Here is a 16325-nt window from a genome sequence, read left to right as displayed (position 1 = left end):
TGTAAATTCATTATATCACTTGACTATTTTTTCTTCAAGAATTTTAGACCTCTTAATATTGTTAAGATATAGACACTTACACTATCAATTGATTTATCATTTTTTCATAGCTATTTAAATTATTTTTTTGTATTTTTTAATTTTTTGTAGAATATTATCAGAATATTTTTTATATTCTTTCTTGTTATAATATTGAAATTTTTTCCAAATACATGTATACTAAGTGCATGATTATGTATATGTATTTATTTCTGAAATTATATTAGTTTTAATACTTTATAGAATTTGTAAGCACTTTAAGTATAAAATCTTATAAAAACTTACACATTCAGACAATATGTATACAGAATCCAAAAAAAAATTTATAAATGGGGTGATGTTATGACAACATTCTTAATTGGTTTGGCTATTTTACTAATAGGAGGTGCTTTATACGGCGCTTATTGTGAAAAAGTATTTGGCCCAGATGACAGAAAAACACCTGCACTTGCTCAAAGTGATGGAGTAGACTATGTTCCAATGAAAAAATGGAAAAATAGTCTTATTGAGTTGCTTAATATAGCTGGTACAGGACCGATTTTAGGACCTATACAAGGTATTTTATTTGGTCCAATTGCATTTATACTAATTCCTATTGGTTGTGTATTGGGGGGAGCTTTACATGACTATATGAGTGGAATGATTAGTATAAGAGAAAAAGGAGCACAGATGCCTTCTCTTATCAGCAGATTTTTAGGTAATAAGGTCTTTCAAGTTTATAATATCTTCCTTTGCTTATTAATGCTTTTAGTTGGTGCAGTTTTTATTTATACACCTGGAGATTTGGTAGTTACTCAAATTTTAAATATGAAATCAACTATCAATAATCCAGTCGTTTGGATAGTTTATGGAATCATCTTTGTATATTATTTATGTGCAACACTATTTCCAATTGATAAAATAATAGGAAAAATATATCCAATATTTGGAGCCATTCTACTTTTATCTGCTGCTGGCGTTGGAATTGGAATATTTACACAAGGTTATGACTTAGCTAATTTAAGCCTAGCAAACTGGAAGGGCATCCATCCTAATGGAATTCCTCTTATCCCTACATTCTTTGTTACAGTTGCTTGTGGTATTGTTTCTGGATTCCACTCAACTCAAGCTACTCTTATAGCAAGATCAGTTTCAAGTGAAAAAGAAGGTAAGAGCACTTTTTATAATATGATGATTTTAGAAGGTTTAATTGCAATGATTTGGGCTGCAGCTGCTATGGGTATTTACAATAAAGGAATACCTAGTGAATTAATAGGTTCTCCTGATGTAATAGGTTTAGTTGCTAGAGACTTACTTGGTTCTGTTGGCGGTATTATAGCTATAATAGGTGTTATTGTTTTACCAATAACTTCTGGAGATACAGCTTTAAGATCTTTAAGATTAATGCTTGCAGATTACTTCCATTATGACCAAAAAGAAAAGAAGCATCGTGTTATATTATCAATCTGTATATTTATTCCTGTTATAGCCATCCTTATATTTGCAAAACTTAGCGCTTCTGGATTTAATATATTATGGAGATATTTTTCTTGGAGTAACCAAACTATTGCTATATTCGCATTTGCTATGATTACAGTTTATCTTATAATCAAAGAAAAAAATTATATCATAAGCTTAATCCCAGGTATGTTTTATTCTTTTGTAATTTCTAGTTATATATTCAATGCTCAAATTGGATTCAACCTAAGTATAAACATATCATATATTTTAGCTACCATTTTTACTGTTTTATATGCGGTTTTAACTGTATACTATGGTAGAAAACTAAAAAACAAAACGGATACAAATCTAGCTAGCTAAATATAAATATTATTAGATTTTTATTAAAACTTTTAATTTTAAATAACTCAATAAAAAGAGGCTGTCTCAAAATAGAGATTAGCCTCTTTTTTATTAGACACATTAATAAATAAACAGATACCTTTTATTGGAATATTTATCCTATATATCTAATATAAATAAATAAAAGATTTAAAATAATCTACTTGTTTATATACTCAAAATAATTTTTTGGAGGAATACTTATGAATAATAAATTACATGAACTAGAAAAAAATTTACCAGAAACATCTTGTTCTTTTTGTACACACCTTTCATTGAAGGGGCCTAGCCTAGATTACAGATATGATATTAAATGTGTTATTTCAGATACCAAACCTGATTTTAGAGGATGCTGTGAATATTTTGAACCAGAATATACAGACTTAAATACAGGAGACTTAGACAATCTATACATAAACTTTCTTGAAACATGCCTTAAGGTAAACTATAATGATTATATTAATTCTATGTATTGGAAGTTGTTTAGAGAAAGAGCTTTACTAGAAAATAACTTTAAATGTTCTATATGTGGTTCAACTGAAAATATTGATGTGTATCATGTTAATAAAAATTTAGGAAGAGAAACTTCTGAAGATGTAATTGTTAAATGTAAGAAATGTAATTGTAAATAAGTGTATAAAATTTAAATAACTTCACATAATAAGTTTAAATAAAAAACTTAGGAGGTTATTTATGAAAAATAATAATTTAAATTGTGACGCTACTAACTGTGCTTATAATACTAGTGGATATTGTTATGCTGGTAGCATAAAAGTAGATGGAATGCAAGCAACTACTACAGGAAATACTTATTGTGCTTCTTTTGAAGACAAATATACATCTGGTATAACTAGTCGTTCTAATGACACTAACCAAGTTGATACAGATAATATTCACTGTGAGGCTGTAAAATGTAAATACAACAAAAATGAACTTTGCAAAGCTGAAAAAGTTCATATAAACTCAGGAAATGCAAGCTGTGAAACTTTTGAAATGAAATAATTTCATTGATACTTAACTATATAGTGTTTATAAAAAATAAAATGGAACCTATAAAACAGACACCTTTTAAAAGATATCTATTATAGGTTCTTTTTTACAATTAAATCACTATGTATTAGTAAATTAACATCATATAAGTTATCATCTTGAGGTAAACTTCACACCAAATATATCCATAAGGAACATAAATATTGGAACTCCAATTAATAATCCCCATACACCTAAATAATGCTCTCCCACAAGTAAAATAATGAAAACAAAGCAAACTGGAAGTTTTGTTCTATTTGACATCAACTTAGGATTTAATATATATGTTTCCACTGCATGCACTATACAAATCATAGCCAAAACACCAAATACTTTTGCTACCCCTCCTATATTAAGTGCTATTACTGTTAATGGAATTAGAGACACTATAACTCCAGCTACTGGAATAAGACCCAAAACAAAAATCATAAGCCCTAAAGCCCATATTTGAGGAAAACCCATAAATCCTAAAAAAATCATAGAAACAATAGAATTTATAAATGCAATCATTACTTGTACTTTCATTACATCACCAAAATTTTTTACAAAACTTTTTACAAAAAATACAAGAGAATTATAGATGAAAGATATCTTACTTTCTGCAAGTTTATTTCCAAATTTTTTAATATCATTTTTTTCAAGTAAAAGCAGTAAACTCAGTAAAAAAGCTAGTAATATATTTACCCCAAAACTTCCAACTTTGGTTGCTGCCGATGCTATTAACAACCCTGCCTGTGAAATATACTTATTAAAATCCAACTTTGAAACAATAGGATAAATCTTTGGCCCTAAAGACTGAGCAAATTGATTTACATCAAAATTACTTAAAATCCTGCTTAACTCTGTAAGTTGAACTATAATTATTGGCACAACTGCATAACTAATCAATACTAATAATATAGCAAATAATGAATATAACACTATAATTATCAATGAATCAGGAATATAGAAAGAAAATAATTTCCTAATTCTTTTTCTTATGGAAACCAATAAATTATAAAAAACAAAAGTCATTATAAATGTTAAAAGCACCATATTTAACATATACCAAAATGTAATTAAAATAATCACTACCACAGATATAGAAACAATCTTATATTTTGAACTATCAGATGTCAATTCTTTGTTATTCTCCACATCATAATCCTCCCCAAATTTTTACTACTTAACAATCAAACTTATTACTCTAATTCTAAAATCTAATTAGGATAACATTAAAAATAATGTATTAATTCTCCCTAATAAAACATTAAATTTTAGAGAAGATAATTTTAGATAATACATACTTATATCTAATTCTTCCTACATTATATATTTAAATCACCATTATCTATATCAGATAGTAAGTCATATATCTCTGGATATTCAAAAAATAAGCCTTCTTTTAACAATTGTCTTATTTCACCTGTACTTACCCATTTTATATCACTTACTTCTTCTTTTTGCAAAATTGCATTTGATACATCATACTCTTTTTTAACTAAATATACATCCCAAAGAGTATCTCCATGAATCATACTTCTAAAAATCTTTATCTCATCTTTAGATATATCAATTCCTATTTCTTCCTTAGCCTCACGAATTGCACCATCTAAACTTTCTTCTCCAGAAACAATACATCCAGTTGTCATTCCCCATATATTTGGCAATGTCTTTTTGTTTTTAGACCTTTTCTGGATTAAAATCTGAGAATTACTATTTACAATCCACACTTCAACTGCTAAATGATAATATCCTTCTTCAATAGAATTATCTCGCTCTATAACATTTCCTGTTTTACTTCCATCATCATTATACAAATCCCATAATTCCACTTTCAAATCTCCTTACTTTCATTATAAATTTAAATAAAATATAAATATATTTTAGTATAATTAATTTTGTTCATTTTTTATTACAATGCTTGATTTGCACTCATGTGTATCACTTTTCTTTTCTTTCCACTCTTTTATGTCGTCTATAATGAATCTATGTTTAAGAGATTTTGTATCAAACTTAAATATCCTAAACACTATTTGTAATACATATCCTAACCCTAAAGCACTTACAAGTGTCCCAATTCCTACAGAACCTCCTAATAGCCAACCAGCCACAAGTGCTAATATTTCAAGAATTGTTCTAACAAGACGTACAGACCTATTAGTTTTTTTCTGAAGGGCAATCATAAGACCATCTCTTGGACCACTTCCAAGACAAACACCTAAATATAGAAAGCTTGCTATAGCAGCTAATATAATTCCTATAACAACCATAAATACTCCTATATACGTATTACTTGCATGAGGTATCACTCCTGAAAATATTACTAAATCAATAAAAATTCCTATAAAAGTCATATTTAACAAGGTACCCCATCCTATATTTTCGCCAAAAACTGCATCCAATATAACGATTATAACACCTACTATTATGGATGCCTGACCTATAGTTATACCTAATTTTATAGATAAACCTTGGTGGAGTACATCCCAAGGCATCAGACCAACATGTGCATTAATCATAAGCACCGAAGAAATTGCAAATATAAAAAAACCCGAAAACAACCTTATCATACTTTTTAAATTAATTTTTCCCATTAAAAATCACTCCCCATAATAATAATAACAATAAATACCAATAAAATATATATATAAGTACAAAATTTTACAGAATTTTTCATTATTTTAATATATAATTTCAACTATAAAAAAAGTGGCAATCCATATTTTACACATCCCCACCTATATTCTAAGCTTTAGTGTAAAAAACAGATATACCACTTTTCTAGTATTTAAACATTTTTAGTTACTTTAATTAATTTTCACTATAAATTCTAGCTTCTTCTTCTCCATTTAGCACTCTAAGAGTTCCAAAAGCAAGTGATTCTAACTCATTTTCTCCTGCCATAATTTCTACTGGTGCTATAAATTCAACTCTCTTTTTAACCATTGAAGTAAACATTTCAGAATATGCAATTCCACCTGTTATAATTATAGCATCAACTTTTCCATCTACTACAGTTGCTAGTTCCCCAATCCCTTTTGCTAATTGGTATGCCATTGCTTCATAAATAATTTTGGCTTCTTCATTTCCTTCTGCTATCATCTTTTCAACTTCTCTAGCATCTACAGTATTTAAATATGAAACTATACCACCTTTACCTCTTATCTTTTTAGTCATTTCTCTTTCTGAGCATTGACCTGAATAACAAGCAGCTACTAATTTTGTAGCAGGAACTCTTCCTGATCTTTCTGGTGAAAATGGTCCTTCATCATCAGATAACATATCAACCATTCTTCCTTTTTCATGAAGATAAATACTTACTCCTCCACCAATATGAGCTACTATTAAGTTTAAACTCTTGTAATCTTTACCTCTATCTTTAGCATATTTTAAAGCCATTGCTCTAGTATTTAGTGCATGCCCTGCGCTTGCTCTATCCATTCCACAAAGCCCAGATACTCTTGCTATATCTATAAGTTCATCTACTGCAACAGAATCATAGATATATGAGTTTATTCCAAGTGGTTCTGATATTGCATGTGCAACAACTGCTCCTAAATTTGAAGCATGCTCAAGTACTGGTCTATGTTTAAGTACATCAATCATTTCTTCATTTACTAAATATGCTCCTGATTTTACTGGTGGTAAAACTCCACCTCTTCCAACTATTGCACTAAGAGATTTTAAATCTATATTATTTTCTTCAAGAATACTTAAAACTGCCTCTTTACGCATTTCAAATTGGTCTTGAATTGTATTATATTTTGCAATCTCCTCAGCTGGATGGTCTATCGTCTTCACAAAAATTTGTTCTTCTCCATCATATACTCCTATTTTTGTAGAAGTAGAACCTGGATTTATGGCTAATATTCTATAAGTCATACTTTTCTTCCTTTCACATTAATTTCTATAGTTTATCCTATATATATTATAAACTATTTGCCAATCATTTCCATACCTTCATGGAAAGCTTTTATATTTAACTCGACAAATTTTGGTTTAACATTTTCACTTATAATTTTTTCCCAGTCAATAGATTCTAGTTCCATAGATTTAACTAGACATCCTAATAAAATAACATTCATTATCTTTGCATTTCCTAACTCTTCAGCTTTATCTGCTGCATTTATCACTTTTGTATTTAATCTATTTAATTCCGCATCTATATCTTTTTCTTGATATTCAGCTCCTCCGATTAAAACAGTCATAGAATCTATTCTATGATTATTTACTAAAGCTTTTCCTTCTGGTTTTAGATAATTAAACCATCTTAAAGCTTCCATCTTTTCAAAAGATACTAAGATATCTGCTCCTCCAATTTCTATAACTGGAGAATGAACACAATCTCCATATCTAACTTGTGAAGAAACTGAACCTCCTCTTTGGCTCATACCATGTATCTCACTCATTTTTACATCATATCCAGCTTCCATCAATCCCATAGTTAATAATTTACTAGCAAGTATAGTTCCTTGACCTCCTACACCTACCAAAAGTATACTCTTAGTCATATTATTTTTCCTCCTTAACTATTGCTTGTTTTGGACAAACTTGTGAACATACTCCACATCCTACACACTGATTTCTATCTATATTTGATAATTTATTTTCTTTATCAAATGATAGTGCTGGACATCCAGTTTTTAAGCATAATTTACATCCTATACACTTATCATGGTCAACCTTACACTTAGTTTTAAATGGATTATCAAACTCTTCTATATCTTCTTTAGAGAATTTCTTAAGTACACATGGCCATCTTGTGATTATTACAGATGGTTCATCTTCTATAGCCAAAGCCCAATCTAAAGCTTCATTTACTTCTTTTAGATTATTAGGGTCTATAACTCTTACATGTTCTATTCCACAAGCTTTAACTAATCCTTCTATGTCAACATCTTTAGTTTTATCACCTTGTAAAGTATATCCTGAACCTGGATTTTCTTGATGTCCTGTCATTCCAGTTATTCTATTGTCTAATATTACTGATATAGAGTTCCCTCTATTGTAAACTACATCTAAAAGACCATTTATTCCTGTATGGAAGAAAGTTGAATCTCCAAGTACACCTACTAATCTCTTTTCATTTCCTTCTTTCATATTAAGAACTTTTTGAGCACCATGTGCAGTTCCAAAAGCAGAACCCATACACACAACATAATCTATTCCATTATATGGAGGAGCAAATCCAAGAGTATAACATCCTATATCTCCACCAACTATTAAATTTTTTCTCTTTCCAAGTTCATAGAAGAATCCTCTATGTGGACATCCTGCACAGAAACTTGGTGGTCTTGGTGTTACTAATTCAGCTTTATATTCTATAGTATCATTTGTTTTTCCAAATATAGCTTTTCTTAAAACATCTGGTGTCATTTCTCCATATGGAGGTATTACATCTTTTCCAATACAATCTATCCCATATGCTTTTATTTGTTCTTCTATAAATGGGTCGTTTTCTTCTATTACATATATTTTATCTACTTTGTCTGCAAATTCTTTTATTTTTTCATAAGGTAATGGATTTGTAAATCCTAACTTCATATATGATGCATTTTTTTCAAATACTTCTTTAGCAAAATTACAACACATACCTGAAGCTATAACACCTATTTTTGTATCATTTATTTCATAGTAGTTTAAGTCAGTTTCATTTGAGAATTTTTTAAGAATTTCCATTCTCTCTTCAACAACGCCTCTTCTTATTTGAGCATTTGCTGGAACAGTAACCATTTTTTTGGCATTTTTCACATACTCTTTAATTTCAACTTCTTCTCTATCATAGCACTCTACTAAACCTTTTGAGTGACAGAGTCTTGTTGTAACTCTATATAAAACTGGTGTATCGTATTTTTCACTTACTTCAAAAGCTTCTTTTATCATATCTTTAGCTTCTTGGCTAGTTGATGGTTCAAATAAAGGTATCTTTGCAAACTTTGCATACATTCTATTGTCTTGTTCATTTTGAGATGAATGCATTCCCGGTTCATCTGCAGTAATAAGTACCATACCACCATTTACGCCTGTATATGCATAAGTAAATATTGGATCCGCTGCAACATTTACACCAACATGTTTCATAGAAGCCATAGTTCTTGCTCCTGCAATTGAACCCCCTATAGCAGCCTCAAGTGCTACCTTTTCGTTTGGAGCCCATTCTGCAACTATTGCATCTTTATATGTTGCTAAATTTTCTAGTATTTCTGTACTTGGAGTACCTGGATATGCAGATGCATATTTAACACCAGCCTCATATGCTCCACGTGCAATTGCCTCATTACCTGTCATCAATTGTTTCATATAAAATTCCCTCCATCTACAATTATTAAATTCATAGTCCACCCAATTTGTTCAATGAAATTAATTATTTATTTTTACTTCTAAACTTTCAAGTGCTTCTTTTATAACACTTGGTGCTTTCTTACATTTTTCTTCTGAAACTGCACAAACTGCAAATCTTAATCCCATTTTCAATGGAATTGCAAATACATTGTGTTTAGTTAACTCTTCACATACTTCTCTTGGATTATCACATGGTATACTTACAAAGAAACCTGCTATATATGGAAGAATTTCTAATCCTACTATTTCAGCTTCTTTTACAAATACATCTGCTCTTCTAGTCAGCATTCTTTTGTATACTTCTTTTTCATCCTCATATTCTTTGAATTTTTTAGGGTCATTCACAATATTAGATAGAACTGCCATAGCACTTCTATTACAATTCGACCAGTTTGCTCTACATGAATGAACACATGAATAATGGAACTCTTCAGCTACATCTTCACTTGAAGATATACAAATTATAGCTCCCATTCTCATTCCATAAGCTGTAAATCCTTTTGACATACTAAAACCAACTAATACAAGAACGTTTTCAGGCAAGTTAGAAAATTTCTTAAAGAATTTTCTACATACATCATCATCGCCTGCAAAGTCAATATATGCTGAATCTACGAAAAATATTATCTTTTTATCTTTATCTTTTGCAACTTCTTTTGATAAGTCTAATATTTTATCCCACTCATCATCTGCAACACTATATCCTGTTGGATTGTGAGCTGGTGTATTTATAATTGTAAAAACTCTTCCTTGTTTTTCTGCTATATTCACAAAATTTTCTTTGAATGAATCAAAATTAAACTTTCTATTTTCATCAAACAATTGGTAGTTTACTACTTTTCTATTAGCTTCTTCAGCTATACTAACATATGGACTCCAAAACCAATCAGATGTTAAAACTTCGTCACTTTCATTTGTATAATTCCATACTGCTAGTTTTATTGCACCACTTCCTCCCGGTGAAGCTAATACTCTTATATGTCCTTCTGGTAAGTAATCTCTGAAAAATACTTTTTTAACTGCTTCTAAGTAGTCTGGCTGACCTTCAAGAGCTGCATATGCACCTATGTCACAGTTATCTAATGCTTTATATTCATCATATACAGTTTTCATTGTTATTAATTTTCCTGAGTCATCCATTAGAGCGCCTATTGTTGCATTTATTACATTATCCATACCTAAAGCTTTTTCTGCTGCTTGAGCTCTTCCAGATAAGCTAAATATAACATCATTTTCTTTTGGCCACACTGCATGCTTACCAACCATACTTTGACTCATACCATCACCCCTAAAATTGTATTTACTCTCACATTTATATCAAGCAATTAGCATGCCAACAAATTTAACTTTATGTAAAACTACTTTTGTTTAGAATTCTGATTTTTTTCACTACTAAAATTAAGTATTTAAGTTATTTTTCTTATAAATCTATGTGCTTGTCTGAAAAAATAAAATTCCACAAAAAAATAATGTTAATTTTTCTTAACATTCGTTCTGAAAAATTAACATTACTTCAAAATAATCTATATGTAATTATATCTAAATATTTTTATTATATTTTTTCCATAAGGATGTTCTACTTATTCCAAGAACTTGTGCTACTTCATTTTTGGAAAGCCCCTGAGCAAAAAGCATGCTTATTATTTTTTCTTCAACATATTTATTTACTTCTTTTATATCTATACTTACCTTACCATCATTCATCTTACTTATATCTATGACTTTATCTGTGGTTTCCATACTTGCTGTTGTTTCAACATTAAATTCTTCTATACTAGAACTAGGTACTGCTTCTTTAGCCTTAAAGTTTTGCTCTTTTCTTAATTTAATTTTTCCTGTCACAACATACTTTTGAGCTATTGTTTTTAGCTCTCTCACATTTCCAGGCCAACTATAATTATACAGCGCATCTATCTCATCCTTAGTTAGAGCAAAATTTTCATCTATACTGTTTATTCCATTTAAACCATCATCCTTTAGCACTTCATTTACAAAATTATTGAACAATGGTATTATATCTTCTCTTCTATCTCTTAAAGGAGGGATGTTTATCTCTAGACTACTTAATCTATAAAATAAGTCAGCTCTAAATGTACCCATAACTATTTTTTCTGTTAAAAATTCATTGGTAGCTGCTATGATTCTAATATCCAAAGGTATTATATAGTCAGAGCCAATTCTCATTATTTGTCGTTCCTCTATTACTCTTAATAGTTTTGTCTGAATATTAAATGAGAGACTGTTTATTTCATCAAGAAAAAGAGTTCCTCCATGAGCAAGTTCAAATAACCCTCTTTTTCCACCTTTCCTAGCACCTGTAAATGCACCTTCTTCATATCCAAAAAGCTCACTTTCAAGTAAGTTTTCTGCTATAGTAGCACAGTTTATGGCCACAAAAGGTCTATCTTTTCTTTTGCTTATGTTATGTATACTATGAGCTATAATTTCTTTACCAGACCCACTTTCTCCATAAAGTAGCGTTGTATAATCACTTTTTCCGATTTTTTTAGCTTCTTCAATAAATTCCTTAGTTAATTTATCTTTAAATAAAAAATCATCAAAAGTATATCTAGCATATAGACCTTTTTGATTTAAATCAAATCTTATTTTTCTTTCTAAATTTTGCAGTTTAGTTATATCTTGTATTATTCCTAAAACTCCATAAGTGCTATCATCTACTTTTATTAATGTTGTTCTAGTATTAACAATCAAGTTGTTTATATTCCTTATCTTTCTATCTTCTGCATCATCTTTTTCATGTAGACAATCTAATAGCCATCCCATTTTTGGAAATACATCTAGAATATATTTATTAAGTGCACATTTCCTTTCTACTTTAAGCATGTTTTTTGCACTTTCATTGTACAAAATTATACTTCCGCTACTATCTATAGCAATTACTCCATCTTTTATACCATCTAATATATTTCTCAATACTTCATTATTAAACTTTTCCTCGCCTAATGTATCTAATAATTTCTTACAATACTCAACAGCTTCTCTTATAGATTCGTCACTGGCAGTTGCAAATACACTATCAATACCATATTGTCTTGCAAAGGAGCATGCCAAACCTCCACCAACTATTACAACTTCATCTTTTTGGTCTCTATATTTTATAACCTTACTTCTTATTTCGTATTTGGATTCAAACCATTCTTCAGTTATTTCAGTACTTATGACATTTCTCCAACCAACATAATCAAAAGAAACTTCATTATCTCCAAGTATTAATACTACTTTTTTAGAATATCTCTTTGCCATTTCTATTGCTCTTAGAAGGTCAGTTGATTTCATATTCATGGGTATTACAGGTACACTTACTGTGTCTATTACTAAACTATAACCTCCACCTCTACCGATTATAGCTTGAGCACCTTTCTCAACAAGTATACGTCCTTGATTTTCCATTAAATCAAGATTAAGTATGTCGATTATTATAGTTCCATTTTCTACATCTTCTCTATATAATTCTTCTATTCTTTCTTTTAATTCAATATCAGAGGCTATAATTCCTATCTTCTTTTGCAATAAAATCACCTCAATTTTAAATTATAGTATATACTGATTTCTACCTGCTTTTTTGGATTTATATAGGTTTTTGTCTGCATCTTCAATTAATATTTCGACATCTTTTCTACTACAACATCTTTTTATACTTACTCCAGCACTTATAGTCACATAATTTTCTACTTTAGAGTATATATGTTCAATTCCTTCAAATTCAAGAAGTTTAAAAACTCTTTTAATATATATTTCTATCTTATCGATTTCTTCAACATTTATTGATTTTATAGAATCTACTAATATTAAGATTTCCTCTCCTCCATATCTAATTATGTGTTCAGTAATATCTATAAATACATTTTTTATAATATCAGTTACTTTAATTATAACTTTATCTCCTGCTGGATGACCATAGTTATCATTATAGCTTTTAAAATAATCTATATCAATCAATATTGCCATCATATTTTTATCTCTACCTTCATTGAATAAATTCAATTGCTGTTCTAAGTATCTTCTATTATATAGTCTAGTTAGTCCATCAGTTAAAATATCATTTTCCAATTTCTTATTATCATCTACAAGTAATCTTAAACTTTCTTGTTTTTGTCTTAACTCATATTGTTTATGAATACCTTGTGATGTTTTATAAGAATTGTTTTTTTCCCACTTATCTGAATACCAATCCATACTTTTATAATATTCAATTGCTAGTTTGAACTCTTTTTTCAATTCATATCCTTTTGCTATTAGACCATAAAACATCGACATTTTTTTAGGATTTAATGAGCTTTTTTTAACTAAGTTTAAACCTTTTAAATAATATCTTATTCCTTCATCTACATTGTTAAATTTTATATATAAATCTCCATACAACTTATAAATATAATCTAATTTAGAATTATATATAAAAACATCTCCAAAACTTTTATATATGTTTTTTGATAAAATCAAATATGCATTTACTCTTTCAAAATTACAAGTATCTTTCTTTAACTCAATTTCGGCTGAATATAAAAATATGAATGAATACAAATAATCTTTATATACACCTTCAACAACATCCATCAGTTTTATAGTTTTTTCTAAAACAACTTCTGCTTCTTTATTCATATCTTCTCTTAAATATGCCCATATAAGGTCTATTTTTATTGCTACTCTTTCAGTTGAACATACTGAATTATTATTATGTGCAACATCTAGTGCATTTTTTATATACTTTATAGCTTCTCTGTTATTCCCACTTTCTAAATAACAGAGGCTTATTATACATTTGCAAAAAGCTTCTATAGAATATAGATTATTTTCCTGGGCTAGTCTTAGACATTCAATCAAGTACTCCATACTTTTTATAAAGTTGTTAAATAAGTATAGATATACCCTACCAAATATATAATTTGCTCTACTTACAAGAACTTTATTTTTTAATTTTTTAAAAAAAGATACTTCCTCTACTAAGAGTACTACTTCAGATTTAGTTTTATATAATGCACTTATTTCTACACATAAACTCATATTGAACAAAACCAATAATTCATTCAAACGTTGTTGTTTTATAATTTTCTTGGCTAAAAAATAAAAATGATTTGCTTTATCATATTTTTTTATAGAAATAGCAGATAGAGTAAGATAAATATAAATCTTAGATATTATATCTGCATCATCTTTTAATGATAATTGTTTAATATCTTTTAGTGAATCCATCAAATAGTTATACGATGCTTCTCTATCTTTTTTTACATAGTTTATTAGACTAATTAAATATAAAATATATACTTTATCTTTAGCATCTATTTTTGTATTTAAAAGGTCTTTGTGATAATCCAAGATGTAGTTTAAATCGGTTAAATTTAGATAGAACTTAGTCAACATATCATATTCTATCTTTTTTATATTTCTCTTTAAATCTTCTATTAAACTCCCTTTCAAGTAAATCACCAATCCTATTTCAACAATTAAAAATTCTTAAAATCATAATAATGCAAACATCTATTTCTTCCATTTTGTTTTGCTTTGTATAAGGCTTTATCCGCATTTTCAATTATTTCACTTATATCTATACTACTATTTTTACATGTATCAATACCAATACTAATCGTCAAATTATCATTCAAGAATTTTTTTACAACCTTACATAACTTTTTTCCAAATACCTTGCTTTTTCTATAATCTTTGCATATAGACAATATTAAAAATTCCTCTCCTCCATACCTTATAACAGACATGTCCTCTTTTAAATATCTTTTTATTATCATAGTTATATTTTTAAGAGCAACATCGCCATTATAATGACCATGAGTGTCATTGTATTCCTTAAAATAATCTACATCTATCATAAATGCAGTACTGTATTCACTAATCTCTTGTTTTTCTAAAAAATTATTCAAATATACCCTATTATAAGCATTTGTCAAAGGGTCAATATATTTTTTCTTATCTAAATCGAGTTTTATTTTTTTCATATTATTTATTTCTTTTTCGATATGTTCATGTCTATAATTTAAAGAGTCTATATAATTTCTATTCCTAGCTTTCATATACATCTGTTTTAACTCATAGTACATTTTAAAGTATTTCATACTCATTTCATAATCTTGTATCTTCTCAAAACACATGTGTATAGTTTTATATGCTTCTTTTACATAATTATAATTTTTAGCCTCTTTAGCCTTTTCAAGAAGCTTTTTGCTTGTAATTAAAGCATTTTCATAATTTTCAAATATATAATATATATTAACCTGATGATAAATTAATTCTAAATCATATATTATATACTCCTCTACACTATTTATGTTATTTAATAAACTCTTAGCCCGATTTAAATAACAAGTTGATTGCTCAAATGATTTCTCATTACTTTCTGTATAGTACATAGCTAGATTTATACATAAGTCTAATTTTTCTACTTCTTTTAAATCTTGATTCTTAAATTTTTCCAAATATACTTCAGATTTTGCTAAATTATTTATAGCACCTGAATAGTCTTTAGTTTTTATTAATAATTTAGTTATATTATTTGATGCTCTATACTTTTGAATCATATTTACGTTTGTATATTTCTTATTCTTTATTACTTCATTAAAGTATTCTCTTGCTCCTTCATAATTTTCAAATGAACATTCACATTCCCCTAGCTTTATATTGCATAGTGAGCATACTTCTATATCTTTTGATAAGTCTGCATATTTTCTTGCTTTTAAGAAATTCATTTTAGCAATTAATGCATCATCTAAAAATAAAAAATATATCTTCCCAATTATAAAAAAATATATTTTTTTACAATTAAAATCATTAGTTTCTTTTACTTTTATATATAAGTCTTCTATTTCCTTAATTATTATAGAAGAATCAATACATTTACTTGCTTTAATATAAATCAATTGAGATTCAAAAATAATTTCTTCAACTAAAAAATTGCTATCCTTACAAATAAGATTAAATTTATCTATATATAGATTTGCTCTATTTACATCTTCATTCTTTAAACTTAAAATGGCTATTTGTGAATAAAATCGTGCTAAAAACACATAATCTTTAGGTAAGTATTGTTCAATATATTTACAGGAAATCAAAATATACTTTTTCATTCTTTCACTAAATCCTTG

At 28.2% G+C, this 16325-nt stretch carries 13 protein-coding genes; 3 read left to right on the top strand and 10 right to left on the bottom strand.

All coding sequences use genetic code 11. The features are described 5' to 3' along the window. Nucleotides 1–381: 381 nt before the first annotated feature. The 3 genes from KGF46_RS04460 to KGF46_RS04450 all read left to right on the top strand — a co-directional run bounded on the left by KGF46_RS04460 (nucleotide 382) and on the right by KGF46_RS04450 (nucleotide 2862). A complete protein-coding gene (locus KGF46_RS04460) occupies nucleotides 382–1839 on the top strand; it encodes a carbon starvation protein A (RefSeq protein WP_227829275.1) in 1458 nt (485 codons plus the stop codon). Nucleotides 1840–2063: 224 nt separating this feature from the next. After that, on the top strand, nucleotides 2064–2492 hold the full coding sequence (locus tag KGF46_RS04455) for a hypothetical protein (protein WP_227829276.1): 429 nt from the start codon (nucleotides 2064–2066) through the stop codon (nucleotides 2490–2492). Nucleotides 2493–2553: 61 nt separating this feature from the next. Beyond that, the gene (locus tag KGF46_RS04450) at nucleotides 2554–2862 is read left to right on the top strand and encodes a DUF1540 domain-containing protein (protein WP_021385244.1); all 309 of its coding nucleotides are present in this window, start codon (nucleotides 2554–2556) and stop codon (nucleotides 2860–2862) included. A gap of 141 nt (nucleotides 2863–3003) precedes the next feature. Here KGF46_RS04450 and KGF46_RS04445 read toward each other — a convergent pair whose 3' ends face one another. From KGF46_RS04445 to KGF46_RS04400, 10 genes are all read right to left on the bottom strand, one after another. Then, nucleotides 3004–4026 (bottom strand): AI-2E family transporter, encoded by a 1023-nt coding sequence (locus tag KGF46_RS04445; protein ID WP_227829277.1) that lies wholly within the window; start codon nucleotides 4024–4026, stop codon nucleotides 3004–3006. Between the two features lie 170 nt (nucleotides 4027–4196). Then, the gene (locus tag KGF46_RS04440; RefSeq protein ID WP_227829278.1) at nucleotides 4197–4703 is read right to left on the bottom strand and encodes an NUDIX hydrolase; all 507 of its coding nucleotides are present in this window, start codon (nucleotides 4701–4703) and stop codon (nucleotides 4197–4199) included. A 60-nt stretch (nucleotides 4704–4763) separates the two neighbouring features. After that, entirely contained in the window at nucleotides 4764–5465 is a 702-nt protein-coding gene (locus KGF46_RS04435; protein ID WP_227829279.1) for a YczE/YyaS/YitT family protein, read from the bottom strand. 217 nt (nucleotides 5466–5682) lie between these two features. Continuing rightward, a complete protein-coding gene (gene buk / locus KGF46_RS04430; protein WP_227829280.1) occupies nucleotides 5683–6753 on the bottom strand; it encodes a butyrate kinase in 1071 nt (356 codons plus the stop codon). 53 nt (nucleotides 6754–6806) lie between these two features. After that, complete coding sequence (locus KGF46_RS04425; protein WP_227829281.1) at nucleotides 6807–7382, bottom strand: indolepyruvate oxidoreductase subunit beta; 576 nt, start codon at nucleotides 7380–7382, stop codon at nucleotides 6807–6809. Nucleotide 7383: 1 nt separating this feature from the next. Next, nucleotides 7384–9171 carry an indolepyruvate ferredoxin oxidoreductase subunit alpha gene (iorA, locus tag KGF46_RS04420; protein ID WP_227829282.1) on the bottom strand — a complete coding sequence of 596 codons (1788 nt, stop codon included), beginning with the start codon at nucleotides 9169–9171 and terminating at the stop codon, nucleotides 7384–7386. Between the two features lie 60 nt (nucleotides 9172–9231). Further along, entirely contained in the window at nucleotides 9232–10491 is a 1260-nt protein-coding gene (locus tag KGF46_RS04415) for an aminotransferase class I/II-fold pyridoxal phosphate-dependent enzyme (protein ID WP_227842180.1), read from the bottom strand. A 261-nt stretch (nucleotides 10492–10752) separates the two neighbouring features. Further along, nucleotides 10753–12753: a sigma 54-interacting transcriptional regulator gene (locus KGF46_RS04410; RefSeq protein WP_227839279.1), complete on the bottom strand. Its 2001-nt coding sequence runs from the start codon at nucleotides 12751–12753 to the stop codon at nucleotides 10753–10755. A gap of 12 nt (nucleotides 12754–12765) precedes the next feature. Beyond that, a complete protein-coding gene (locus KGF46_RS04405) occupies nucleotides 12766–14592 on the bottom strand; it encodes a diguanylate cyclase domain-containing protein (RefSeq protein WP_413894727.1) in 1827 nt (608 codons plus the stop codon). A gap of 83 nt (nucleotides 14593–14675) precedes the next feature. Continuing rightward, nucleotides 14676–16307, bottom strand: coding sequence for a GGDEF domain-containing protein (locus KGF46_RS04400; protein ID WP_227854518.1), 1632 nt, complete (start codon nucleotides 16305–16307; stop codon nucleotides 14676–14678). Between the last annotated feature and the right edge of the window lie 18 nt (nucleotides 16308–16325).

The organism is Clostridioides sp. ZZV14-6153 (assembly GCF_020657855.1).
Lineage (GTDB): Bacteria > Bacillota > Clostridia > Peptostreptococcales > Peptostreptococcaceae > Clostridioides.
Note: the sequence above shows the minus strand (reverse complement) of the source record. Positions and strands in the feature narration are given on the sequence as shown.